19 protein-coding genes and 1 pseudogene are annotated in these 25,194 nt (G+C 64.8%); 18 read left to right on the top strand and 2 right to left on the bottom strand.

Translation table 11 applies throughout. The features are described 5' to 3' along the window. Positions 1-314 precede the first annotated feature (314 nt). From der to QCE64_RS07665, 10 genes are all read left to right on the top strand, one after another. A complete protein-coding gene (der, locus tag QCE64_RS07710; RefSeq protein ID WP_309916570.1) occupies positions 315-1,655 on the top strand; it encodes a ribosome biogenesis GTPase Der in 1,341 nt (446 codons plus the stop codon). Between the two features lie 233 nt (positions 1,656-1,888). After that, positions 1,889-2,125: an RNA chaperone Hfq gene (gene hfq / locus QCE64_RS07705; protein ID WP_035930711.1), complete on the top strand. Its 237-nt coding sequence runs from the start codon at positions 1,889-1,891 to the stop codon at positions 2,123-2,125. Positions 2,126-2,209: 84 nt separating this feature from the next. Then, the gene (hflX, locus tag QCE64_RS07700) at positions 2,210-3,538 is read left to right on the top strand and encodes a GTPase HflX (RefSeq protein ID WP_310003315.1); all 1,329 of its coding nucleotides are present in this window, start codon (positions 2,210-2,212) and stop codon (positions 3,536-3,538) included. Positions 3,539-3,597: 59 nt separating this feature from the next. Then, on the top strand, positions 3,598-4,986 hold the full coding sequence (hflK, locus tag QCE64_RS07695) for an FtsH protease activity modulator HflK (protein WP_310003312.1): 1,389 nt from the start codon (positions 3,598-3,600) through the stop codon (positions 4,984-4,986). Between the two features lie 11 nt (positions 4,987-4,997). Continuing rightward, positions 4,998-5,900 (top strand): protease modulator HflC, encoded by a 903-nt coding sequence (gene hflC / locus QCE64_RS07690; protein ID WP_309916561.1) that lies wholly within the window; start codon positions 4,998-5,000, stop codon positions 5,898-5,900. A gap of 54 nt (positions 5,901-5,954) precedes the next feature. Further along, entirely contained in the window at positions 5,955-6,146 is a 192-nt protein-coding gene (locus QCE64_RS07685; protein ID WP_309811530.1) for a DUF2065 domain-containing protein, read from the top strand. Between the two features lie 120 nt (positions 6,147-6,266). Further along, positions 6,267-7,418, top strand: a complete 1,152-nt coding sequence (locus QCE64_RS07680; RefSeq protein ID WP_310003309.1) for an ATP phosphoribosyltransferase regulatory subunit — start codon at positions 6,267-6,269, stop codon at positions 7,416-7,418. Positions 7,419-7,584: 166 nt separating this feature from the next. Beyond that, positions 7,585-8,931 (top strand): adenylosuccinate synthase, encoded by a 1,347-nt coding sequence (locus QCE64_RS07675; protein WP_310003308.1) that lies wholly within the window; start codon positions 7,585-7,587, stop codon positions 8,929-8,931. A gap of 102 nt (positions 8,932-9,033) precedes the next feature. Next, on the top strand, positions 9,034-9,594 hold the full coding sequence (locus QCE64_RS07670; protein ID WP_309916550.1) for a phosphoribosyltransferase: 561 nt from the start codon (positions 9,034-9,036) through the stop codon (positions 9,592-9,594). 280 nt (positions 9,595-9,874) lie between these two features. Then, the gene (locus QCE64_RS07665) at positions 9,875-11,767 is read left to right on the top strand and encodes a potassium transporter Kup (protein WP_309916548.1); all 1,893 of its coding nucleotides are present in this window, start codon (positions 9,875-9,877) and stop codon (positions 11,765-11,767) included. A 73-nt stretch (positions 11,768-11,840) separates the two neighbouring features. Here QCE64_RS07665 and QCE64_RS07660 read toward each other — a convergent pair whose 3' ends face one another. After that, on the bottom strand, positions 11,841-14,180 hold the full coding sequence (locus tag QCE64_RS07660) for a Tex family protein (RefSeq protein WP_310003306.1): 2,340 nt from the start codon (positions 14,178-14,180) through the stop codon (positions 11,841-11,843). A gap of 328 nt (positions 14,181-14,508) precedes the next feature. On the opposite strand from QCE64_RS07660, the gene QCE64_RS07655 reads away from it, so the two are divergent. From QCE64_RS07655 to QCE64_RS07640, 4 genes are all read left to right on the top strand, one after another. Then, on the top strand, positions 14,509-15,321 hold the full coding sequence (locus QCE64_RS07655) for a colicin transporter (RefSeq protein WP_309930209.1): 813 nt from the start codon (positions 14,509-14,511) through the stop codon (positions 15,319-15,321). Between the two features lie 113 nt (positions 15,322-15,434). After that, positions 15,435-15,620: a DUF465 domain-containing protein gene (locus QCE64_RS07650; RefSeq protein ID WP_309811527.1), complete on the top strand. Its 186-nt coding sequence runs from the start codon at positions 15,435-15,437 to the stop codon at positions 15,618-15,620. Positions 15,621-15,710: 90 nt separating this feature from the next. Beyond that, complete coding sequence (locus tag QCE64_RS07645) at positions 15,711-17,939, top strand: ATP-dependent DNA helicase (RefSeq protein WP_310003304.1); 2,229 nt, start codon at positions 15,711-15,713, stop codon at positions 17,937-17,939. A gap of 204 nt (positions 17,940-18,143) precedes the next feature. Then, the gene (locus QCE64_RS07640) at positions 18,144-19,400 is read left to right on the top strand and encodes a hypothetical protein (RefSeq protein ID WP_310003302.1); all 1,257 of its coding nucleotides are present in this window, start codon (positions 18,144-18,146) and stop codon (positions 19,398-19,400) included. A 96-nt stretch (positions 19,401-19,496) separates the two neighbouring features. Here QCE64_RS07640 and QCE64_RS07635 read toward each other — a convergent pair whose 3' ends face one another. Continuing rightward, positions 19,497-20,333: an outer membrane protein assembly factor BamD gene (locus QCE64_RS07635; RefSeq protein WP_309916531.1), complete on the bottom strand. Its 837-nt coding sequence runs from the start codon at positions 20,331-20,333 to the stop codon at positions 19,497-19,499. A 162-nt stretch (positions 20,334-20,495) separates the two neighbouring features. Between QCE64_RS07635 and QCE64_RS07630 the strand changes: the two genes are divergently transcribed. From QCE64_RS07630 to QCE64_RS07615, 4 genes and pseudogenes are all read left to right on the top strand, one after another. After that, a complete protein-coding gene (locus tag QCE64_RS07630) occupies positions 20,496-21,692 on the top strand; it encodes an RluA family pseudouridine synthase (protein WP_310003300.1) in 1,197 nt (398 codons plus the stop codon). Continuing rightward, entirely contained in the window at positions 21,689-22,522 is an 834-nt protein-coding gene (gene pgeF / locus QCE64_RS07625; RefSeq protein WP_310003297.1) for a peptidoglycan editing factor PgeF, read from the top strand. Before QCE64_RS07630 ends, pgeF begins: the two co-directional genes overlap by 4 nt. Positions 22,523-22,852: 330 nt before the next feature. Next, entirely contained in the window at positions 22,853-24,916 is a 2,064-nt protein-coding gene (gene phaC, locus QCE64_RS07620; protein ID WP_310003295.1) for a class I poly(R)-hydroxyalkanoic acid synthase, read from the top strand. A gap of 92 nt (positions 24,917-25,008) precedes the next feature. Further along, positions 25,009-25,194: pseudogene (locus QCE64_RS07615) on the top strand (acetyl-CoA C-acetyltransferase); the annotation flags it as partial.

The following is a 25,194-nucleotide window of genomic DNA, read 5'->3' as shown; positions in this document are numbered from 1 at the left end:
CGAGAAACAAGCGGTGCGCCATGCGCGCACCGCGATACAACCCGCACGCAAGAGCGGGACGACTGCAACGAGGCGCGCGCACCCGCCGCGCGTCCAGCAGCGACGGAGAAAGCCTCCCGGGAGGCGACCGGCATTTATGAACGCCGGAGTTCGGAACGGCCGGCGCGACGTGCGTGCGGCAAGCCGAAACCATGCTAATTTTCGACAGGCGCAGCCACTGCGCGGCGTAGCAACGCAGGGGCACAGAAGCACGCACGACATCTTTTTGCCGCGCGTACCGTGTCCGCCTAGCGTTCAACCTTGAACAACATCAGATGAAACCCGTGATTGCCCTCGTCGGGCGCCCCAATGTGGGGAAATCGACTCTCTTCAACCGGCTCACGCGCTCGCGCGACGCACTCGTCGCCGACCTGCCGGGCCTGACGCGCGACCGCCACTACGGCGAGGGCCGCGTGGGCGGCGAGCGCCCGTACCTCGTGGTCGATACCGGCGGCTTCGAGCCCGTCGCGAAGGACGGCATCCTGCACGAGATGGCGCGCCAGACGCGCCAGGCGGTCGAGGAAGCGGACATCGTGGTGTTCATCGTCGACGGGCGCAACGGGCTCGCGCCGCAGGACAAGGCCATCGCCGATTATCTGCGCAAGACCGGCCGGCCGCTCTTCCTGGTCGTGAACAAGGCCGAGGGCATGAAGTACTCGGCGGTCGCGGCTGATTTCTACGAACTGGGCCTCGGCGACCCGCGCGCGATTTCGGCGGCGCACGGCGACGGCGTGACCGAGATGATCAACGACGCGCTCGACATCGCCTATGCCGACCAGCCGGAAGAAACCGAAGCGGAGAAGGCGCAGCACGGCGTCAAGATTGCGATCGTCGGGCGTCCGAACGTCGGCAAGTCGACGCTCGTGAATACGCTGATCGGCGAGGAGCGCGTCATTGCCTTCGACATGCCCGGCACGACGCGCGATTCGATCTACGTCGATTTCGAGCGCCAGGGCCGCAAGTACACGCTGATCGACACGGCAGGCCTGCGCCGGCGCGGCAAGGTGTTCGAGGCCATCGAGAAGTTCTCGGTCGTGAAGACCTTGCAATCCATCTCGGATGCGAACGTCGTGATCCTGCTGCTCGATGCGCAGCAGGATATCTCCGAGCAGGACGCGCACATCGCGGGCTTCGTGGTGGAGCAGGGCCGCGCGCTGGTGGTGGGCGTGAACAAGTGGGACGGGCTGGATTCACATGTGCGCGAGCGCACCAAGGCCGACCTGACGCGCAAGCTCAAGTTTCTGGACTTTGCTAAATTCCATTACGTTTCGGCGCTGGAGAAAACCGGCATCGGCGGGCTGCTGAAATCGGTCGACGAAGCCTATGCCGCGGCAATGGCGAAGCTGCCGACACCGAAGCTCACGCGCGCCCTTATCGACGCAGTGGAATTCCAGCAACCGCGCCGGCGCGGCCCGGTCCGTCCTAAGCTGCGCTATGCGCATCAGGGCGGACAGAATCCGCCGATCATCGTCGTGCACGGCAACGCGCTCGACGCGATCACGGATACCTATAAACGTTATCTGGAAGGGCGCTTCCGGGAAACTTTCGGGCTGGTGGGCACTCCACTTCGCATAGAGTTTCGATCAAGTCGAAACCCTTACGCGGACAAGGAGTGAGAACCGCGTGAAAGTCCGGCGTTCCGGCGTCGGCGAAGGGGCTTCCAGGCTGCTGTTGGGGCCGCCGCGAACCCCGTTGAAAGGCCCGCTGCGCGGTGCGCTGCTGGCCTTTTGGCCGACTGGCGCCGAAACGTCAATCAGTGAAAATCAGCTATAGTGTAGCGATTGTCGGCGGATCTCTTTTTCTTCGTCCACAATACTTCCAACCTGCAAAAAAATATACGGAGTTTGCTATGAGCAACAAAGGGCAATTGTTACAAGACCCGTTTTTGAACGCACTGCGTAAAGAGCATGTGCCGGTTTCCATCTATCTGGTGAACGGCATCAAGCTCCAAGGCAACATCGAATCCTTCGACCAGTATGTCGTGTTGCTCCGAAATACGGTCACCCAGATGGTCTACAAGCACGCCATTTCCACGGTCGTGCCGGCCCGCCCGGTGAATTTCCACCCGGACGCCGAAACGTCCTAAACCATGTTGCGACCGGCGCTTAATGCCATTTGAATAGCAATATTAAGCAACTCGCCGGTCGCTTCAAAAATTAAACATATCAATTTGATCAACGCAGCGCTTGTCGGCATCGACTTCGGCAAAATCGATTTCGAAGCCAGTCTTGAAGAACTCAGCCTGCTCGCACAAAGTGCGGGCGCTCATCCCGCCGTCACGCTCACCGGCCGCCGTTCGAGTCCCGATGCCAAGATGTTCATCGGCAGCGGCAAGGTCGAGGAACTGCGTCTGCAGTGCGAAGCGAACGACGTCGAACTCGTCATTCTCAATCACGCCCTCGCGCCCGCGCAGCAACGCAATCTCGAAGTCGCGCTGAACCGCCGCGTGGTGGACCGTACCAGCCTCATTCTCGATATCTTCGCGCAACGCGCCCGCAGCCATGAAGGCAAGCTGCAGGTCGAACTCGCGCAACTCCAGTATTTGTCCACGCGCCTGATTCGCGCCTGGACTCACCTCGAGCGCCAGAAAGGCGGTATCGGCCTGCGCGGCCCCGGCGAAACCCAGCTCGAAACCGACCGCCGCCTGATCGGCGAGCGCATCAAGGCGCTCAAGGCGCGGCTCGAGAAACTGCGTCGCCAGCACGGCACGCAGCGTCGCCAGCGCGTGCGCAACCGGACCATGTCGGTGTCGCTCGTCGGCTATACCAACGCGGGCAAGTCCACGCTCTTCAACGCGCTCACGAAGGCCCAGGCCTACGCCGCCGACCAGCTCTTCGCCACGCTCGACACCACGTCGCGCCGCGTGTATCTCGGCGAGGAAGCGGGGCACGTGGTCGTGTCGGACACGGTCGGCTTCATCCGCGAGTTGCCTCACCAACTGGTCGCGGCGTTCCGCGCGACGCTCGAGGAAACCATTCACGCAGACTTGCTGCTGCATGTCGTCGATGCCTCGAGCGCGGTGCGGCTCGATCAGATCGACCAGGTCAACGAAGTGCTGCGCGGCATCGGCGCGGACGAAATCCGCCAGATTCTCGTCTTCAACAAGATCGACGCCGTGCCGGAGCTTGCGGCCCGCGGCGAGGCGGTCGAAAGGGACGAGTATGGTAATATTTCGCGCGTTTTCTTGAGTGCGCGCACGGGTCAGGGACTCGATGCACTGCGCGCCGCAATCGCGGAAATTGCCGCCGCGGAGACCGGGGAAACGGAAGCGGGCCTTCCCAGTGTGCTCGCGGAATTCCCGGACGCGCAGGAAGAATCCGAAGCGGAATCCGGTGCGAACTTCAAGGCGGCGTCTGAAGCCAGGTCCGCAGCAAAGTCCGAAGCAACGCAATCCACGCAGTCCGGGTCAAACGCCACACACGACACGAACGCGCAGCCCGGCGACCAGCGGCCTGCCGATCAACGTGACGACCACACGGTTCCCGAACACGGACAGTGATCCGCATCGGAATGGAACCGGCCCGGAATCGACCCGGCTGTCTAATGGTGAATCACTGAGTGAACGACTACAACGAGCGGACTAACCGGCAAGCCAACCCTGCCGTCTTTTCGATCAACGATCCGCGCTGGGGGCGGGGCGACGGCAATGGCGTGAAGAACGACACGAAGCGTCCGCAGGACGGCAAGCGTCCGAACGGCAAGGACGACGGTCCGCCCGACCTCGACGAAATGTGGCGCGACTTCAACCGGCGCCTGGCCGGCCTGTTCGGCCGCAAGCCCGGCAACGGCGGCGCGCCGCGCGATAACGGCCGCGGCAGCAAGATCGGGCTGGGTATCGTCATCGGCGTGCTGATCGCCATCTATCTCGGCAGCGGCGTGTTCGTCGTGCAGGACGGTCATGTCGGCGTCGTGTCGCAGTTCGGCCAGTATCGCCAGACGGTTCAGCAGGGCATTCACTGGCGCCTGCCGTATCCGTTCCAGTCGAACGAAATCGTCGATACCTCGCAGATCCGCTCGGTGGAAGTGGGCCGCGGCACCGCGCTGTCGCAGGGCAACGTGCGCGATGCCTCGCTGCTGACCCGCGACGCGGACATCGTCGACGTGCGCTTTGCCGTGCAGTACCAGATCCGCTCGGCCACCGACTTCCTCTACCGCAATCTCGATCCCGACCAGAGCGTCGTGCAGGCCGCACAGGCGGCGATCCGCGAGATTGCCGGCGGCCTCAGCACCGACGACATGCTCTACAAGGATCGCGAGGCCTTGCGCACGCGGCTGATGGACGCCATCCAGCGTTCGCTCGACGCCTACCGCACCGGCCTGCAGGTCACCGGCGTCGCGGTGCAGAGCGTGCAGGTGCCGCAGCAGGTGCAGTCGGCGTTCGAGGAAGCGTCGCGCGTGCGCCAGGACAACGAACGCGCGCGCGACACCGCGCAAGCCTACGCCGATCAACTCCTGCCGCGCGCGAAGGCCGACGCGGCGAAGATGGTCGACGAAGCCACCGCCTACAGCAATCGCGAAGTCACGCAGGCCCAGGGCGACGCCGAGCGCTTCAAGGAGGTCTACGCCGAATATTCGAAGGCGCCCGCGGTCATCCGCCAACGCATGTACCTGGACACGATGCAGCAGATCTATTCGCGCACCACGAAGGTTTTCGTAGACAGCAAGGCAGGCAACAACGTGGTGTATCTGCCGCTCGACAAGCTCGTTGAAGCGAATCGCCAGCAGGCGAAGGACGCGGCCGACGGCGCCAGCGCCCCGGCTGCGGCCAACGCTGCCGCCGATGGACAGCAGGCGCGCGCGCAGAGCCCATCGCCCGCATCGGCGCCGGCCGCTGCCGCGCCCGGGAGCGTGGCCAGTGCGGCCAGCGGCGCAAGCGCAAGCGCGAGCGACCCGCTGCGCTCGCGCGATGCGTTCCGCTCGCGCAGCCGTTCCGAAGACCTGCAGTAAGGAGCGCGAACATGAACCGAATCATTGCGCTCGTGGTCGCGGTCGTCATCGTGCTGTTCATCGGCTCGTCGATGATCTTTACCGTCGACGAACGGCATGCCGGCGTCGTGGCCGCGCATGGCGAAGGCAATCCGCGCGTCGCGGGCCCGGGCCTGCACTTCAAGCTGCCGCCGCCGTTCCAGACGCTCACGCTGATCGACACGCGCACGCTCACCATCGACGAATCCGGCGCCGACCGCTTCACCACCGCCGACAAGAACGAAGTGATGGTCAACACGGTGATCAAGTACCGTGTCGCCGATCCGCTCAAGCTGTTCGAAAGCAACGAGAAGAACACGCAGACGGCGCAGGAGCGCATCACGGCGCTGGCGCGCACGGCGCTCGCGAGCGGCTTCGCGAAGCGCTCGCTCACCGACGCGCTGGGCAACCAGCAAACCCTGGCCAGCGATGCCCAGAAGAGCGTGGAAGCCGCGGCTGCGGCGTTCGGCGTGCAGCTCGTGGATCTGCAGATGACGCGCATCGACTTTCCGTCGGCGGTGGCGGATTCGGTCTACAAGCGCATGATCGCGGCGCGCCAGCAGGCGGCGGCGAACGAGCGTGCGAAGGGCACGGCGGATGCTGACAAGATCAAGGCGGACGCGGAGCGCGAACAGCAGCAGATTCTCGCCGATGCCTATAGCCAGGCGCAGTCGATCAAGGGCGAAGGAGACAGCAAGGCGGCGGGCATAGCGGCCGACGCCTACGGGCGCGATCCGCAGTTCTACCAGTTCTATCAGAGCCTCGAAGCGTATAAGAAGACGTTCAAGCCGGGCGACGTGATGATCGTCGATCCGAACAGCGACTTCTTCCGCTTCATGAAGAGCCCGACCGGCGGCCTTCCGGACACGTCCGCGCCCGCCACGGCGAAGCGCTGATCCTGCCCGCGCGGCGCGACCGGTTATCCGCGGTCGCGCTGCATCTTCGATTTCCTGGACATGGCCGAGACGTTACTGCTCGCTGTTGCGCTGATGCTCATCATCGAAGGCATGTTTCCCTTCGTGTTTCCGACCGCCTGGCGCGACACGTTTCGCCGCATCGCGGAGCGGCCGGTGAACCACATCCGCATCGGCGGGCTGATCGCGATGGTGCTCGGGCTCATCCTGCTGCTGATCGCCACGTGAAGCACGCGGCGCCACGCCGGCTTTTGACCTGTCTTGTCCTTGATCTTCCGTCCCTGACCGTTGTTGTCCGCAAGCCCGCGCACTGAGCGCAATACCTTGCGTCCCGTAGGAAACGTATCGATGTCCACCTGGTTGCTTCCCGAGAATATTGCCGACGTCCTGCCGTCGGAAGCCCGCAAGATCGAAGAGCTGCGCCGCCGCCTGCTCGACCGGTTCCGCTCGTACGGTTACGAGCTCGTCATGCCGCCGATGCTCGAATACCTCGAATCGCTGCTGACGAGCGGCGGCAGCGACCTGAATCTGCGCACCTTCAAGCTCGTCGATCAATTGTCCGGGCGCACGCTCGGCCTGCGCGCCGACATCACGCCGCAGGTGTCGCGCATCGACGCGCATCTGCTGAACCGGCAGGGCGTCACGCGTCTCTGCTATGCGGGCGTCGTGCTGCACACGCGTCCGCGCGGCCTGCACGCGACCCGCGAGCAGATCCAGATCGGCGCGGAGATCTACGGCCACGCCGGACTGGAAGCGGATCTCGAAATCCAGCAACTGATGCTCGATTCGCTGCATCTGGCCGGACTGCGCAAGGTGCGGCTGGACCTGTGCCACGCGGGCGTGCTGGCGGCGCTGCTCGAACTGGAGCCGGCAGCGGTATCGCTCGGCGAGGCGCTCTATGACGCGCTGGCCGCCAAGGACGTGCCGCGCCTGAACGAGCTCACCGCGCATCTCGGCCCGGTGCCGCGCGACGCTTTGCGGGCGCTGCCTTCGCTGTACGGCGATGCGTCGGTGCTGCAGATTGCGCGGGGCCGCCTGCCGAACCTGCCGGTGATCTCCCGCGCCCTCGACGACCTCGCGTTCCTCGCGAGCCAGGTGGAAGGCGCGGAACTGATGATCGATCTCGCCGACCTGCGCGGCTACGCGTACCACAGCGGCGTGATGTTCTCGGCGTACGTGGATGGCGTGCCGAACGCGGTCGCGCGCGGCGGCCGGTACGACGACGTGGGTCTCGCGTATGGCCGTGCGCGGCCCGCGACGGGTTTCTCGCTCGACCTGCGGGAAGTGGCGCGCATTTCTCCCGTCGATGCCCGCGGCAGTGCGATCCTGGCGCCGTGGAAGCACGACGAACCGCTGCGCGTAGCCATTGCCGCGCTGCGCGACGCGGGCGAGGTGGTGATCCAGGCGCTGCCCGGCCATGAACACGATCTGGACGAATTCGCCTTCGATCGCGTGCTGGTCGAGCGCGACGGCGCGTGGACGGTGGAAGCGCGGTCCTGAACGTTTGTCCGGAACCGGCGACGAATACAATCGCTTGATCGGCAAGGGTTTTTGGTAGCACATTCCAATGGCGCGTGCGTGAAGGAATCGCGAATCGCATCCCGAAAAACTCGGAACCTTTCGCGAACATAGGTAAAATGCGTTTTTAACCAGCTAACGAATCAACATGTCTGCCAGTGCAGTGAATGTGAACCCGGGGCGCAACGTCGTCGTGGTGGGCACCCAGTGGGGTGATGAGGGCAAGGGCAAGATCGTCGACTGGCTGACGGACCACGCCCAGGGCGTCGTCCGTTTCCAGGGCGGTCATAACGCCGGCCACACGCTCATCATCGGCGGCAAGAAAACCATCTTGCGCCTCATTCCTTCGGGCATCATGCGCGCGGGCACGGCCTGCTACATCGGCAATGGCGTCGTGTTGTCGCCGGAAGCGCTGTTCAAGGAAATCGACGAACTGGAAGTCGCCGGCATCGACGTGTCGAAGCGTCTGTTCATTTCCGAAGCCGCCACGCTCGTCCTCCCGTATCACGTCGCCATCGACCAGGCGCGCGAAGCCAAGCGCGGCGCCGGCAAGATCGGCACGACCGGTCGCGGCATCGGCCCGGCCTACGAAGACAAGGTCGCGCGCCGCGGCCTGCGCGTGCAGGACCTGTTCGACCGCACCGTGTTCGAAGAGCGCCTGCGTGAAGCACTCGACTTCCACAACTTCGTGCTGACGCAGTATCTCGGCGCGAAGGCCGTCGACTTCCAGGAAACCCTCGAGACCATGCTCGGCTACGCCGACCGTCTCGCGCCGATGGTCACCGACGTCTCCCGCCGTCTCTACGACGAGAACCACGCCGGCCGCAACCTGTTGTTCGAAGGCGCGCAAGGCACGCTGCTCGACATCGACCACGGCACTTATCCGTATGTCACGTCGAGCAACTGCGTTGCGGGCGCGGCCACGGCGGGCGCGGGCATCGGGCCGCAGCGCCTGAACTACATCCTGGGCATCACGAAGGCGTATTGCACGCGCGTCGGTTCGGGCCCGTTCCCGAGCGAACTGTACGATGCCGACAACGCCGCGCGCCAGGAACAGGTCGGTCTGACGCTCGCCACCGTCGGCAAGGAATTCGGCTCCGTCACGGGCCGTCCGCGCCGCACCGGCTGGCTGGACGCGGCCGCGTTGCGCCGCTCCATCCAGATCAACGGCATTTCGGGCCTGTGCATCACCAAGCTCGACGTGCTGGACGGACTCGACGAAGTGAAGCTCTGCACGGGCTATACGCTCGACGGCAAGCAGGTCGACATCCTGCCGCGCGGCGCGTCGGAAGTGGCGCGTTGCGAGCCGGTGTACGAAACCTTCGGCGGCTGGGAGGAAAGCACGATCGGCATCACGCAATGGGACAGCCTGCCGGAAAACGCGCGCAAGTACCTGACGCGCGTGCAGGAAGTGGCGGGTGTGCCGATCGACATGGTCTCGACCGGTCCGGACCGCGACGAAACCATCCTGCTGCGTCACCCGTTCAAGGTCTGAGCTCCACGCGAGCTTAGGCTTCCCTGAACGGACGCTGTAAAGAATGTGGCCGCCTCTGCGGCCACATTTTGCATATAACACTTGAATTTGAAGAGCCTCACCATGATCGCGATGACGGATCCGCGCAACGACGACAAGAACCTCTGGGTCGGCTGGGACGAATACCACCGGCTGATCGAACTGCTCGCGCTGAAGGTGCACGAGTCGGGCTGGAAGTTCGACAAGATCCTGTGCCTCGCGCGCGGCGGCTTGCGCGTCGGCGACCAGCTCTCGCGCATCTATGACCTGCCGCTCGCCATTCTCGCGACGAGTTCGTATCGCGAAGCCGCCGGCACGGAGCAGGGCGCGCTCGACATCGCGCAATACATCACGATGACGCGCGGCGACCTCTCCGGCAATGTGCTGCTGGTCGACGACCTGGTCGATTCGGGCGTCACGCTGGCGCGCGTGCAGGAGCATCTTAAGGAGCGCTATCCGGACATCACGGCGGTGCGCTCGGCGGTGCTGTGGTACAAGGCGTGCTCGAAGGTGAAGCCCGACTATCACGTGCAGTTTCTCGAAACGAACCCGTGGATTCATCAGCCGTTCGAGGAGTGGGACACGGTGCGTCCGCACAATCTGGGTGCGTGGATCAAGCGCGGCCTGCAGAACGGGCGCGAATGACGCTCCGCGCTGCATTCAGTGCCTGATTGCCGCGCATGCATGAAACAACGCCGTTCGTCCGGGCTCGATGCCGGGATGCAACGGCGTTTTGGCATGCGCGCTGGGCCGCAGGCGTCACGAAAGGTCACGCGCGCCCGCGCCAACGCGCACGGGGCACGATGCTAAACTCTCACTCGCGTCTGCGCCGGCGCGCCCAGCGCGGTCAGCCAAGATGTTCCGGCATGCCGCGTTCGATAGAATGGCGTTCGTTTTTTCCGCCCTGGACGGATATCCCGCTTTTATGACCACAACGACTCACGCGCACGAGCATAAACAGTCATTGCCCTCGCTTACGGTCGCGGCCATTGGCATCGTCTTCGGCGACATCGGCACCAGCCCGCTGTATTCACTGAAAGAGGCGTTCAGCCCGTCGCATGGCATCGGCTTGTCCGAGGCCTCCATTCTCGGCGTCATCTCCCTGCTGTTCTGGGCCATCATCATGGTGGTGGCCGTCAAATACGTGCTGTTCGTCATGCGCGCCGACAACAACGGCGAAGGCGGCGTGTTCGCCATGACCACGCTCGCGCTGCGCAGCGTGAAGGAATCCGGCAAGATCTCGGGCGTGCTGATGATGCTCGGCATCTTCGGCGCGTGCATGTTCTATGGCGACGCCGTCATCACGCCGGCCATGTCGGTGATCTCCGCGGTCGAAGGCCTCGAGATCGCCGCGCCCAAGCTGTCGCCCTATGTGCTGCCCATCACCATCGCCATCCTGATCGCGCTGTTCTGGATCCAGCGGCACGGCACGGCGGTGGTCGGCAGGCTGTTCGGCCCGATCATGCTTGTGTGGTTCGTCACGCTCGCCGTGCTCGGCGCGGCGCATATCGTAAAGGAACCGCGCATCATCGCCGCGCTGAATCCCTATTACGCGTTCTCCTTCATGGCGCAGCACGTGCTGCAGGCCTATATCGTCCTCGGCTCGGTCGTGCTCGTGCTGACCGGCGCGGAAGCGCTGTATGCCGACATGGGCCACTTCGGCGCCAAGCCGATCCGCTGCGGCTGGTACATGCTGGTGATGCCGTCGCTGCTGCTCAACTACTTCGGCCAGGGCGCGTTGCTGATGCACGACCCGAAGGCCATCGAAAGCCCGTTCTTCCTGCTCGCACCCGACTGGGCGCTGCTGCCGCTCGTGATCCTCTCCACTGTTGCCACCGTGATCGCTTCGCAGGCGGTCATCTCGGGCGCGTATTCGCTGACGAGCCAGGCCATCCAGCTGGGCTACGTGCCGCGCATGAAGATCCTGCATACGTCCGAACTGGCGATCGGGCAGATCTATATCCCGCTCGTGAACTGGATGCTGCTGTTCATCATCCTGTGCATCGTGGTCGGCTTCAAGAGCTCGGAGAACCTGGCGGCGGCCTACGGCCTCGCCGTCACCGCGACCATGCTGACCACCACCATCCTCGTGTCGGTCGTGATGGTGAACCTGTGGGGCTGGAGCCGCTGGCTCGTCGGTGCGATGATCGCGGTGTTCCTCGCCATCGACATCGGATTCTTCGGCGCGAGCCTGCTGAAGATCGAGCAGGGCGGCTGGCTGCCGCTGTGCATCGGCGGCGCGCTGTTCTTCCTGCTGATGACCTGGTACAAGGGCCGCATGATCGTCAAGGACCGCACGGCCGCCGACGGTATCCCGCTGATGCCTTTCCTCCAGGGGCTGCTTGCGCATCCGCCGCATCGCGTGTCGGGCACGGCCATCTATCTCACCGGCAGCGACTCGCTGGTGCCTGTGAGCCTGCTGCACAATCTGAAGCACAACAAGGTGCTGCACGAGCGCACGCTCTTCATGAACTTCCAGACGCGCGACATTCCCTATGTGGACGACGCGCACCGGCTCGAAGTGAAGGACATCGGCGGCGGACTGTTTCTCGTGAAGGCGGCCTATGGCTTCAACGAAACGCCCGATGTGAAGGCGGTGCTCGAACAGATCACGCGCACGCATGCGATGATTTTCGAGCTGATGGACACGTCGTTTTTCATGGCGCGCGAAACCGTGGTGCCGACGGAACTGCCGGGCATGTCGGTGTGGCGCGAGCGGGTGTTCGCGTGGATGCATCAGAACGCCGCGAAGCCTACGGATTTCTTCAGCATTCCGGCGAACCGGGTGGTGGAGTTGGGTACCAAAATCGAAATTTGACGCGGATTCTTTTCGCGTAAGAAAGCAAAAACCCCACGTGCGAACGTGGGGTTTTCGTTTGGCGCCGAAGCCCTCAGCGCTTCAGCTTCGCGAACGCCGCGGCCATCGCGCCTGCCGCCTCCGGCTCGCGACGCTGCTGCGGACGCTGGCCCGAGCGTCGGTCCTGACGATCCTGTCCGCCGCGCGACTGCGCACCCGAACCGCTGCCGGCGGACGCAGACGGGAAATCATCATCGAGACGCATCGTCAGTGAAATGCGCTGGCGTTTCACATCCGTCTCCAGCACCTTCACCTTGACGACCTGACCGGCCTTCACGACCTCGTGCGGATCCTTGATGAACTTCGTGGACATCGACGACACGTGCACGAGGCCATCCTGATGCACGCCGATATCGACGAACGCGCCAAACGCGGCCACGTTCGTCACGACGCCTTCGAGGATCATGCCCGGCACGAGATCGGAGATTTTCTCGATGCCGTCCTTGAAGGTCGCCGTCTTGAACTCGGGGCGCGGATCGCGGCCGGGCTTCTCGAGTTCCGCGAGGATGTCGCGCACGGTGGGCAGGCCGAAGCGCTCATCGACGAACTCGGCCGGCGACAGCCCGGTCAGCGCCTCGCGCTTGCCGAGCACGTCGCCGAGCTGCTTCTTGATCCTGGCGAGCATGCGTTCGACGACCGGATACGCTTCCGGGTGCACCGACGACCGGTCCAGCGGGTTGTCGCCATTGTTGATGCGCAGGAAGCCCGCGGCCTGTTCGAAGGTCTTGTCGCCGAGGCGCGGCACCTTCTTCAGATGCTCGCGCGAAGGGAACGGCCCGTTGGCGTCGCGAAACTCGACGATATTGCGCGCGAGCGTTGCATTGAGTCCCGACACGCGGGCGAGCAGCGCGATGGACGCCGTGTTGGCATCGACGCCGACGGCATTCACGCAGTCCTCGACGACGGCATCGAGCGAGCGCGCCAGTTCACGCTGATTGACGTCGTGCTGATACTGGCCGACGCCGATCGCCTTCGGCTCGATCTTGACGAGTTCCGCGAGCGGATCCTGCAGACGGCGCGCGATGGACACGGCGCCGCGCAGCGAGACATCGAGTTCCGGGAATTCCTTTGCCGCGAGTTCCGACGCCGAATACACCGACGCCCCCGCTTCCGACACCACGATCTTCTGCAACTTGAATTCCGGATGCTTCGCGATCAGTTCGCTCGCGAGCTTGTCGGTTTCGCGCGAGGCCGTGCCGTTGCCGATCGACACCAGTTCGGCCTGCGTCGCTTGCGCGATGCGGGCGAGTTTCGCGAGCGAGCCATCCCAGTCGCGGCGCGGCTCGTGCGGATAAATGGTGTCTGTTGCGAGCAGCTTGCCGGTGCGATCGACGACCGCGACCTTCACGCCCGTGCGCAGGCCCGGATCGAGTCCGATCACGGCCTTCGGGCCCGCCGGCGCGGCCAGCAGCAGATCCTTCAGGTTGCGCGCAAACACGCGGATGGCTTCGTGCTCGGCCTGCTCGCGCAGTTGCGTGAGCAGCTCGGTTTCGATGTGCGGCTGCACCTTCACGCGCCAGCACCAGCGGCAGACGTCCGACAGCCATTTGTCGGCGGAGCGGCCGCGGTTGGCGATGCCCACCTGCTGCGCGATCATCGCCTCGCAAGGATGCGGAACCTGCGCGTCGAGCTCCTCGCCGAGGCCGAGCTTGACGCTCAGCACGCCCGCATTGCGGCCGCGAAACAGCGCGAGCGCGCGGTGCGAGGGCACGGTGCGGACCGTCTCGCTGTAGTCGTAGTAATCGCGGAACTTCTCGCCTTCCTCGTTCTGCTTGCCGTCGACCACGCTCGACATCACGAGCCCCTGATTGAACAGATGGTCGCGCAGCTTGCCGAGGATGCCGGCCGTCTCGCCGAACTGTTCCGAGAGAATGTCGCGTGCGCCGTCGAGGGCGGCCTTGGTGTCGGCGACGCCTTTTTCGGCATCGACGAATTTTGCGGCTTCGGCTTGCGGGTCGAGTGTCGGATCAGCGAGCAGCGCCTGTGCGAGCGGTTCGAGACCGGCTTCGCGGGCGATCTGCGCGCGCGTGCGGCGCTTCGGCTTGTAGGGCAGGTAGAGATCTTCGAGCACCTGCTTGCTGTCCGCGCCTTCGATGGCGCCGCGCAATTCGTCGCTGAGCTTGCCTTGCTCGTCGATGCTCGACAGGATCGTGGCGCGGCGCTCTTCGAGTTCGCGCAGGTAGATCAGGCGCTCTTCGAGCGTGCGCAGTTGCGTATCGTCGAGATTGCCGGTGACTTCCTTGCGATACCGGGCGATGAACGGGACAGTCGAGCCTTCGTCGAGAAGCTGCACGGCGGCGGCGACCTGGCGCGGCTGCACGGTGAGTTCGGTGGCGATGCGCTGTACGATCTTGAGTGCTACGGTTTCCGTCATGTGTCTGCGCTGTTCTCGGGCTCGCCGGCAGGCATCGCGCCGCACGCACGAGCCTGCTGTGAGCGAGGCGCGGCGGGCACGTGACCGCGTGACGAGCCGGTTCGGACCGGGTTGCTGGAGCGGGGCATTTTGCCATAAATGGCAGAGCCCTCCGGCGCGCGGTGATAGAATTTGGGCATCGCCCAAGCCGCTTCGCATCTGATTCCTGATCACGTTGCCGTTCATTCCTTTGCCCACATTACGCTTTTTTCGCGCCGCCCATTCCGGCTCGGCTGCAGGCCACGCCGGCGCAGCTGAAGGCGCACGCGCCGCGTCGACTGCCTCGACCATGACGGTGGTCAGGTTCGCCACGGCAGTCATGCTGTTTGCCGCCTTCGTGCCGGATCATGCGCGTGCGCAGACGCCGAAGCCCATTTCTCCCGATACCGCCGTCAGCACCCGTCCACTCGACGACTCATCCTCCAGCAATTCCAGCGACACGCAAGACCCCGACGCCGTGCTCAAGGCCCAATTCACGCAACGGCAGCAAGCGTTGAACAAGCGCACCGAGGAAAACGACTATCGCTTTGGCGTGAAGCGGCACGACTGCTACAGCAATTTCTTCGTCAACCATTGCCTCGACAATGCGCGCAACGAGATGCGCGAGACGCGCCAGGAGATCCGTCAGGACCAGCTCGCGCTAGACGACGAACAGCGCACCGAGCGCGCCCGCCAGCGCGACCAGCAGACCGCGATCAAGCAGGCGCAGTACGACGCTCAAGCGCCGCAGCGCGCGGCCAACGAACGTGCGAGCCAGCAATCGTTCGATGAGAAGCAGCGCCAGAACGCGCTGGCAGCCGCCCAGCGCCAGGCCGAGGCGCCGCAGCGCGCGGCCAATCAGGCGGCGTACGATCGCAAGCAGGCGGACTACCAGAAGCAACTCGACGATGCGCGCGCACGCGGCGTGCAGGACGCGCAGGACCGGGATCTGAAGGCGCAGCGTTACGAACAGAAGCAGCAGGAAGCCGCGCAGCATCGCGCCGAAGTCGAGGCGCGTCAGAAGGAAGCAGCAAGGAAGCAGCAGGAAAAGGCGCAGCAGGCCGCTGAAGACCAGCAGCGCCAGCAACAACAGCAGCAACAACAGCAGCAGCAGGGCAAGTAGCGCATGCGTGTCCGCGTTGCGGGCACGCGCGAAGCAGATCAAGAAGCGGATGCAAGAGCGGATGAAAGGAGGCGAGCATGCAGCAGCGCTTGAACGCACCCCGACAACCCACCATGGATGCCGCATTGCTGCGCGATCGCATCGCGCAGTTGCAGGAAGAGCATCACAGCCTGGACATCCTGATCGACAAGATGTCGGGCATCGAAGACCTCGAGTTGAGACGCTTGAAGAAGCGCAAGCTCAAGGTGAAGGACACCATTCTCCTGCTGCAATTGCAGCTGGACCCGGACGCGCACTGACGCCGCGCGCCGCCGGCGGCGCATGCCCATGCATGCCGGCGGCGGCGCCCCCCGCACCCGCCGCCGGAACCCCGCAGGATTGAGCACGCCTTGAACGCACCCACACCCTCTCGCGACGACGTCCCCGCGCCGCACGCGCTCACGGACAAGCGCGCCGTCGAACTCGACGCCATCTTCGCGGCGCAGGGACTGCTTGCGCGCGCCATCGACGGTTATCGGCCGCGTGCCTCGCAGATCGAAATGGCGCGCTCGGTCGCCGCCGCCATGGAGGCCTCCGGCCGCGCGATGCCCGAGCCCGCGATGTTCGAGGCGCAGCGCCGCCCCGCGCGCAAGCTCGGACCGTCGGACAAGCCGCATGACCCCGACGCGCCCCCGGCGGAAGACCTGGGCATCGCAACGGCGAAGACGGCCATCGACGGCGGCGAGAACACGCTGATCGTCGAAGCCGGGACGGGCACGGGCAAGACCTATGCGTATCTCGTGCCGGCCATGCTGTGGGGCGGCAAGGTGATCGTCTCGACCGGCACGAAACATCTGCAGGACCAGCTGTTCCAGCGCGATATCCCCACCGTGCGCGACGCGCTGGCGGTGCCGGTGTCGGTGGCAATGCTGAAGGGCCGCGCAAACTACCTGTGTCACTACTATCTCGAGCGCACGGCCGACAACGGCCGTCTGCCAACGCGTCAGGACACGTCGCATTTGCAGGAGATCGTGCGGTTCGCGAAGATCACGCGCACCGGCGACAAGGCCGAACTCGCGAGCGTGCCGGAGAATTCGCCGGTCTGGCCGATGGTCACCTCCACGCGCGACAACTGTCTCGGCCAGGATTGTCCGCACTACAAGGAATGCTTCGTCATGCAGGCGCGCAAGGAAGCGCAGCAGGCGGACATCGTCGTGGTGAATCATCATCTGTTCTTCGCGGACGTGATGCTGCGCGACACCGGCATGGCCGAACTCCTGCCGATGGCCAACACCATCATCTTCGACGAGGCGCATCAGTTGCCGGAAACGGCCACGCTGTTCTTCGGCGACACGCTGTCCACCACGCAGCTGCTCGAACTCGCCCGCGATACGGTCGCCGAAGGTCTCTCGCACGCCCGCGACGCCGCCGACTGGACCAAGCTCGGCGCCGCGCTCGAACGCGCAGCGCGCGACTTGCGGCTGGTGTTCAAGGAAGATTCGGTGCGCCTGTCGCTCGGCCAGTTGCCCGACGGTCATCCGCTGTTCGAGGCGCTCGACACGCTCGAAACGCATCTTGCGGCGTTGGCGGCGGCATTGTCGTCGCATGCGGAGCGCGCCGAATCGCTGCAGGCGCTGGTGCGCCGCGCGCGCGAACTGCAGGACCTGCTGGCCGGCTGGACCACGCCGCCGACCTCGCTCGAACGCGCGGTCGTCGCGGACGAACAGACCGCCGTCGCAGCCGCGAAGGAAGAGCCGAACGAGATGGTGCGCTGGATCGAAGTGTTCTCGCACACGGTGCAGCTGCACGAGACGCCGTTGTCGGTCGCGCCGATTTTCGCCAAGCAGCGCGCGGGCGTGCCGCGCGCGTGGATCTTCACGTCGGCGACGCTCTCGGTGCGCGGCGACTTCACGCATTACGCGGCGCAGATGGGCCTCAACTCGCGCCGCTCGATGACCCTGCCGAGCCCGTTCGACTATCCGTCGCAAGGCTTGTTGTACGTGCCGCGCAATCTGCCGCAGCCGTCGTCGCCGCAGTTCACCGATGCCGTGTTCGAAGCCGCGCTGCCGGTGATCGAGGCGGCGGGCGGCGGCGCGTTCGTGCTGTGTACGACGCTGCGCGCGGTCGACCGCATTGCCACGCGGCTGCGCGAGGTGATCGAGCGCCGTGGCTGGGACAATCCGCTGCTCGTACAGGGCGATGCCAGCCGGACCGAGTTGCTCGACCGCTTCCGCGCCTACGGCAATGCGATCCTGGTCGGCAGCCAGAGCTTCTGGGAAGGCGTGGACGTGCGCGGCGATGCGCTGTCGCTGGTGGTCATCGACAAGCTGCCGTTCGCGCCGCCCGACGATCCCGTGCTCGCGGCCCGGCTGGACGCGCTCTCGAAGAAGGGTTTGAGTCCGTTCGCGGTGCATCAGCTGCCGCAGGCGGTCATCACGCTCAAGCAGGGCGCGGGGCGGCTGATTCGCGCGGAGACCGATCGCGGCGTGCTGATGATCTGCGATACGCGTCTCGTCGAGAAACCGTATGGCCGGCGCATCTGGCAAAGCCTGCCGCCGTTCAAGCGCACGCGTGAACTGGACGTGGTGCGTGAATTTTTCAGCGATGCGGCAAAGTGGAAGACGGAGCTGGCCGAGTAGTGTTTTGAACGGCAGCTATCCCGTCATTGCACTCACGCCGGAGAATGCTGCCTCTGAAGATCTCCATTTCTTGCTGCGTTTGTTTTGCGGAACACGCATTTCCGATCCTTCGATTCGCCGTTTAGACGACCGATTTTCTGTTCCTGCCAGACCTCGTTGGCCAAGGCATTGTCTGCGGGATCAGATTCCCGGGAGAGTCGGTCAATGCCATTTGCTTCGGAAAGCGAACTGAGATTGCGCCGTCCTCGCGGCAATCAGGCTCATCCTTCTGCAACGAATTCCTCGACCCATGGCCCGGTAGATCCGGCCTGGGAGAGAGCGTTGCACGACGCGACTTTCGACACCGAAGAGACCGAGGAAAGCGAAACGGAAGAAGCATGTCCGGAAGAATTGGAAGAAGCGCTTCAACGGAACGATCACTTCGATTTTTCAGCGGTCACGCGTGAAGTCGTTCCCAGAATGGCAACGCGAATCGCCGAGAGTCTTTTCAACCGCTATCACCATGCCGCTGCCGCTTTCCAGGACGTCGAAGCGGTCTATCAGGTCGACTGGGATGCGAACTACGGCAGTTACCGGCTCGCGAATCCGACCGCGGGCAATCTGGTGTCGTACGGTGCGCCCGTGCAATGGGTCGATTCCCGCTGGTCACTGGTGTTCGCTTCGGGCGGACGGCACGGCACCGGCTTCAGAAACCTGTGGAGGCGCTATCGGGGAGCGTCGATTCCGCTTGACCGCGTCCACGGGATGCCGATTGCAAGGGCTCGCGAACTGCGAGTGCTGCTGTTCGACGGCGCGGACTGCGCCGAAGCGAGTCTCGCGGTGGCCCGGAGAATGGTGAAGAGCACCACAGCGAGCGATCTGGCGAGGGTCGACAAGGTGCTGCAGATCTTCTGGGGCCGCACGCGGACCGCGGACAGGCAGAACTTCCTCAAGCTGGTCGAGCGCACGCAACAGTACCCGGCACGATTGAACTATTCCCACCTCGACTTCAGGAGCGTACTGACCAAGGCGGACGGCGCGACCAGTCCCTCGACGGTCATGACGACGCATACGCGTGCGCGCGCGGCCGGGGGGATCGCACAGGTGGATGATGCGCCGGAGGACGTCCAGCTCACCGTTTATGACGAGGGCATCAAGACGCTGGCCGAATCTGTTCCGCCGTCGAGCCTGAAGTCACGGATGTCGCAGGTCTTCACGCACGAGTGGCGTCATGCGATGGCGCATACGTCGACGGACCAGAAGTACGCAGCGATGGTCCCTGGACCAATCGGCATGGACGTCGCCGACCTCGCGCGTCTGCCGCCCGTGGACAAGATAGCCAACGCAGATAACTTCTCGTATGCCGTCTGGCTGCTGCGGTTGTCCGAAACCTGTCCCGCCAGTTACAAGGACTTCGTCTCCCGCTATGACGTCTGGCTGCGTTCGCGCAGTGGCCGCCTCATGTGGAACTTCGTAAGTTAGCCAGCGGCCGGCGCATAAACAAAACGGCGCGCGATCATCGATCGCGCGCCGTTTCCGGGAAGCGTGCAGGACCGATGTCCTGCTTTCATGCGCCGCTTACCAGATCTGGTACCACGGCTTGTCGTCCGTGCCCTGACGACGCTTGCCGGTCACGTACGGGCTGTCCGGGAACGTAGCGGCGAGCACGCGCTTGGTGTCGTCGGCGAGTTGCGGCTGATCGAGCTTGCCGTAGGACAGCATCATGATGTGCAGCGCGTCTTCGGTGGCCGGTGCGTTCTTGTACTCGCGAATGGCGAGCTGCGCGCGGTTGATGGCCGCGACGTACGCGCCGCGCCGATAGTAATAGTCCGCCGCATGCACCTCGTGCGACGCCAGCGCGTTGACGATATAGCGCATGCGCTGCGCGGCGTCCGGCGCGTACTTGCTTTGCGGGTACTTGTCGACGACCACCTTGAACGCGTCATAGGACTCGCGCAGCGACTTCGGATCGCGCTCGCTCATGTCCTGACCCGAGAAGCGGCCGAACAGGCCCAGGTCGTCGTTGAAGTGGATCATGCCCTTCAGGTAGTAGGCGTACGAGATATCGGGATGATCCGGATGCAGCTTGATGAAGCGGTCGATGGCTTGGTCGGCGTTGGCGGTTTCGCCGTCCTTCCAGTTGCAGTACGCGACGTTGATCTGCGCCTGCTGCGCGAAGTGGCCGAACGGGTCACGGCCTTCGAGCGCCTCGAAGTACTTCGCGCACTTGCCCCAGTCGCTGCCGGAAAGCGCGTCCTGGGCCTCCGTATATAATTTGTTGTTGTTCCACAGCGCGGTTTCGTCGGTCTTCTCCGGCAGGCCGTGACAGGCTGCGACGATCGCGACGCTGGCGGCCAGCGCAAGATACTTGATCGTTTGACGCATCGATTGATGAATGGTGTTGAAGGCTCGCATCAGTGCTTGGTGTTCCTGGCTGATTCTCGCTGTGTCCAGCTGTGTGTCCGGCGCCGCCGCTCGCGCAATGTCTCGCGGTTTTCGCGTGCGGCGTTTGCGTGGATCCTTACGCGCGTTTCCATGCGCGGTTTTCTACGGCAAGTCCTGCCGAATCTTGTTCAAATGACCCGCTCAAGTACCCGTCGTACCAAAGACCGACTCAAAGATTATAGCCCAAGCGCCACCGGCGACGACGCAGCGCGGCCCGATGCAAACCCTGACGCACCCCGCGCAACGGGCACGACAGGCACGACGGGCGCGGACGCAGAACCGCCGCGCGTCGCGCACGTGCCCGACGAACTCGCCGGCGACCGCCTCGACAAGGTGCTCGCGAAACTCTTTCCGGAATTCTCGCGCGGCCGGCTGCAGGGGTGGATCGAAGAAGGGCGCGTGCAGGTCGACGGCGCCGGTGCGAAAGTGCGCCAGCCCGTGCCGCTCGGCGCGACCATCACGCTCGTGCCGGACCTCCTGCCCGAACAACTCGCGTTCACGCCCGAACCGGTGCCGCTCGATGTCGTCTACGAAGACGAGTCGCTCGTGGTCATCAACAAGCCCGCCGGCATGGTCGTGCACCCGGCTGCGGGCAACTGGAGCGGCACGCTGCTGAACGGTCTGCTGCATCGCTATGGCGCGGCGGCGGCCGGCTTGCCGCGCGCGGGCATCGTGCATCGGCTGGACAAGGAAACCTCGGGACTGATGGTGGTCGCGCGCACGCTCGAAGCGCAGACCGACCTCGTGCGTCAGTTGCAGGCGCGCACGGTGAAGCGCCGATACGTGGCCTTCGTGTGGGGCAACATGCGCGACGAAGGCACGATCGACGCGCCGATCGGCCGCGACCCGCGCGAACGCAAGCGCATGGCGGTCGTGCAGAGCGCCGCGGGCAAGCCGGCGCGCACGCACTTCAAGACCATCCAGCGAACCCTGTGGCACAACCAGCCGGTGAGCGCGATCCATTGCGATCTCGAAACCGGCCGCACGCATCAGATCCGCGTGCATTGCGCGGCTGCGGGTCATCCGCTGCTGGGCGATCCGCTGTACGGGCACGTGCGCGGCAAGCGTTCCGTCACGCCGCTGCCGGACGGCTTCGCCCGTCAGGCGCTGCATGCGTGGCGCCTCGGCCTGATTCATCCGGCGACCGGCAAGCCGGTGCACTGGCGCGCCGAGGTGCCCGAGGACATGGAGACGCTCTCCGCCGCGCTCGGCTTCGGGGAGGACGAGGAGATCGACTCCGACGAGGATCCGGAGTTCGCGCAAGTCTATGTCATCGGCGAAGACGACGAAGACTGGGACGACGACGATTACGAGGACGACGAAGCATGAAGCATCACGTTGCCGCACTGGATCACGGCGCTTGTCTGTGGCCGCAATGGAAGGTGTCGCCGCGCGTGCGCGCGTTCGTCACGACGCGCGCGGGCGGTGTGAGCGCCGCGCCGTTCGACGACGGCTCCGGCGCGGGCGGCCTCAACCTGGGCTTCTCGACGGGCGACGCGCCCGAGGCCGTCGCGGAGAACCGGCGCCGCGCGCTGGCGCTGACGCCTTCGCGGCACGCCGCATGGCTCGAGCAGATCCACGGCGCGCAGGTCGAGGACGCGCATGCGGTGGTCGACCGCCTCGTGTTCGGCGAACGCTCGCGCGCGGATGCGAGCGTGACGGATCGCGCGGGCGTCGTGTGCGTCGTGATGACGGCGGACTGCCTGCCGGTGCTGTTCTGCGACGACGCGGGCTGCGCGGTCGGCGCGGCGCATGCGGGCTGGCGTGGTCTGGCGGGCGGCGTCATCGAACGGACGGCTGAACGCGTGGCGACGCTCGCGGGCGTGTCGCCTGCCGGGCTGCATGCGTATCTCGGGCCGGCGATCGGACCGTCGGCGTTCGAGGTGGGCGAGGACGTGCTCGAGGCGTTCGCCAGCGCGGCGCCGGCCGCCCGGCGCGACGCCACCACGGCCGCCTTCCGGCCCACGGGCGGTGCGCCGGCCAAGTACTTCGCGGACATCTATGCACTGGCGCGGCTGCGGCTCGCGGAACTGGGCGTCGATGACGCGCGCATCGACGGCGGCACGCATTGCACGGTGACGGAGCAGAGGCGCTTTTATTCGTATCGGCGGGATCGGGTGACGGGACGCATGGCGGCGATGATCTGGCTGAACGACTGAGGCCTGTTACTCCCGCCAGACCTGTCTCCCAGCCTGCCACGCGAACGTTTCCCGGGCGTGACGAAACCCCTTGTGAATACAATATTTCGGATGGGGGAAAACGATAATTAAAAATTTATCGCACTGCGGCAAAATCGGGACGAAGCATTGACATGCCCGATAGCCTGGAGCAAGAATGTTCCCGGAATTCAATCAATCGGGCACGGCGTAGCAAGGCGGTTTCTTGCGGCGCGCATAGGGCGCATCAACACTTGCGCGCTGGTCGAGGAAAGCCCGGCGATGCCTGCATCAGCAATCCAGTCTTGCGAGACTCACAGGTCAATGGCGGGTATGGCTTCCAAAACATCTTCCTCATCTTCCCGCTCCCGTACCGCCGACAGCACTTCGGCTCAAGCATCGGCCGAATCGACTGGCGTACAGCAGGCGTTCGATCAATGGCTGAACGCCTGGCGCACCGTTGCCGATCCCGCGCAGTGGGCGAAGCTGACTCAGCAGACGAATGCCGCACCTGATGCGGCCGGGGCGGGAGCCGCTGCGGAGGCCTTGCCGTTCGCGGCGTTCGGCGCCTTCGCCAATGCATTCCCGAATGCATTTCCCAATGCGTTCCCCGGTGGCTTCCCACAAGGTTTTCCGGCCGCGTTCCAGGGCGCATTTCCGGCGCCGGGCGCGATGCCGCAGATGCCCGACTTTACGAAGATGAACGGCATGGCCGAGTTCGCCAAGCTGGCGAGCAGCATGCCGGGCTTCGGCGCCGCGATGCAGGGCTTGCCGACACTGCCGAAGATCCCCACCGCGGCGATTCCACCCGAGCGTCTCCAGCAGCTGCAAAGCAACTATTCGCGCGATGCGTCCGAACTGCTCCGGCAGGCAGGCGAACAGCACATCGACCCGGGCGCGCTGAAGGACCGCCGCTTCACGGATACCTCGTGGCAGACCACGCCCGCGTATGCGTTCACCGCCGCGTGGTACCTGCTGAACGCGCGCTATCTGCAGGAACTCGCGGATGCCGTGCAGAGCGACCCGAAGACCCGCGAGCGAATTCGTTTCACCGTGCAGCAATGGGCCGCGGCAGCATCGCCGAGCAACTATTTCGCGCTGAATCCCGATGCGCAGAAGACGCTCATCGAGAGCAAGGGCGAGAGCCTGCGCCAGGGCATGCTGAACCTGCTCGCCGACATGCAGCGCGGCAAGATCTCGCAATCGGACGAATCGGGTTTCGCGGTCGGCAAGAACATTGCGTCGACCGAAGGCTCGGTCGTGTACGAGAACGAACTCGTACAGCTGATCCAGTACAAGCCGCGCGCCCCGAAGGTCTATGCGCGGCCGCTGCTGATCGTGCCGCCGTGCATCAACAAGTTCTACATCCTCGATCTCTCGCCCGAAAGCTCGCTCGTGCGCTATGCGCTCGATGAAGGCCATCAGGTGTTCATCCTGTCGTGGCGCAACGCGGACCAGTCGATCGCGCACAAGACCTGGGACGACTATGTCGAACAGGGCGTGCTCGAGACCATCGGCGTCGTGCAGGCGATCACCGGCGAGGAACAGATCAATACGCTCGGCTTCTGCATCGGCGGGACCATTCTCGCCACCGCGCTCGCGGTGGCCTCGGCCCGTGGCGAGGAGCCTGCAGCCTCGATGACGCTGCTCACCTCGATGCTCGACTTCTCCGACACGGGCGTGCTGGATGTGTTCGTCGACGAGTCGCACGTGCGTTTGCGCGAGCAGGCGATCGGCGGCAAGAACGGCGCGCCGGCGGGGCTGATGCGCGGCGTCGAGTTCGCCAACACGTTCTCGTATCTGCGCCCGAACGATCTGGTGTGGAACTACGTCGTCGATAACTATCTCAAAGGACGCACGCCCCAGGCGTTCGACCTGCTGTTCTGGAACAGCGACTCGACCAACCTGCCCGGGCCGATGTGCGTCTGGTACCTGCGCAACACGTATCTCGAAAACGCGCTGAAGGAACCGAATGCGTTGACGGTATGCGGCGAGAAGATCGATCTCTCGCGGCTCGCGTTGCCCACGTTCATCTACGGCTCGCGCGAGGATCACATCGTGCCGTGGAAGTCGGCGTATGCTTCGACGCCCATTCTCAGCGGTCCGCGGACCTTCGTGCTGGGCGCGTCGGGACATATTGCGGGCGTGATCAATCCGCCGTCGAAGAACAAGCGCAGCTTCTGGATGGTCGACGGCGACACCGGTGCGCTGCCCGAATCCGCGGACGCCTGGTTCGACGCCGCGGCGGAGCATCCCGGCAGCTGGTGGCCCACGTGGTCCGCCTGGCTCGCGGCGAACGCGGGCGAGCAGGTCAAGCCGGCGGCGGCGCAGGGTTCGAAGGCGTACCCGGTGATCGAGGCCGCCCCGGGCCGCTACGTGCTGGAGCGCGATGCCTGAGTGTGAGTTCTGAGTGGCGCGCCGTGGCGCTCATGGGCGCGCGGATCATGCCCGGGCCAATGCATTAACAATCGATGCCAAAGGAAACTGAAATGACTGACGTAGTGATCGTATCGGCCGCGCGTACGGCGGTGGGCAAATTCGGCGGCTCGCTCGCGAAGATCGCGGCGCCGGAACTCGGCGCAACGGTCATCAAGGCCGTGCTCGAACGCGCAGGCGTGAAGCCGGATCAGGTGAGCGAAGTCATTCTCGGCCAGGTGCTGGCCGCGGGCTCGGGA

The sequence above is a fragment of the Caballeronia sp. LZ043 genome (assembly GCF_031451075.1).
Lineage (GTDB): Bacteria > Pseudomonadota > Gammaproteobacteria > Burkholderiales > Burkholderiaceae > Caballeronia.
Note: the sequence above shows the minus strand (reverse complement) of the source record. Positions and strands in the feature narration are given on the sequence as shown.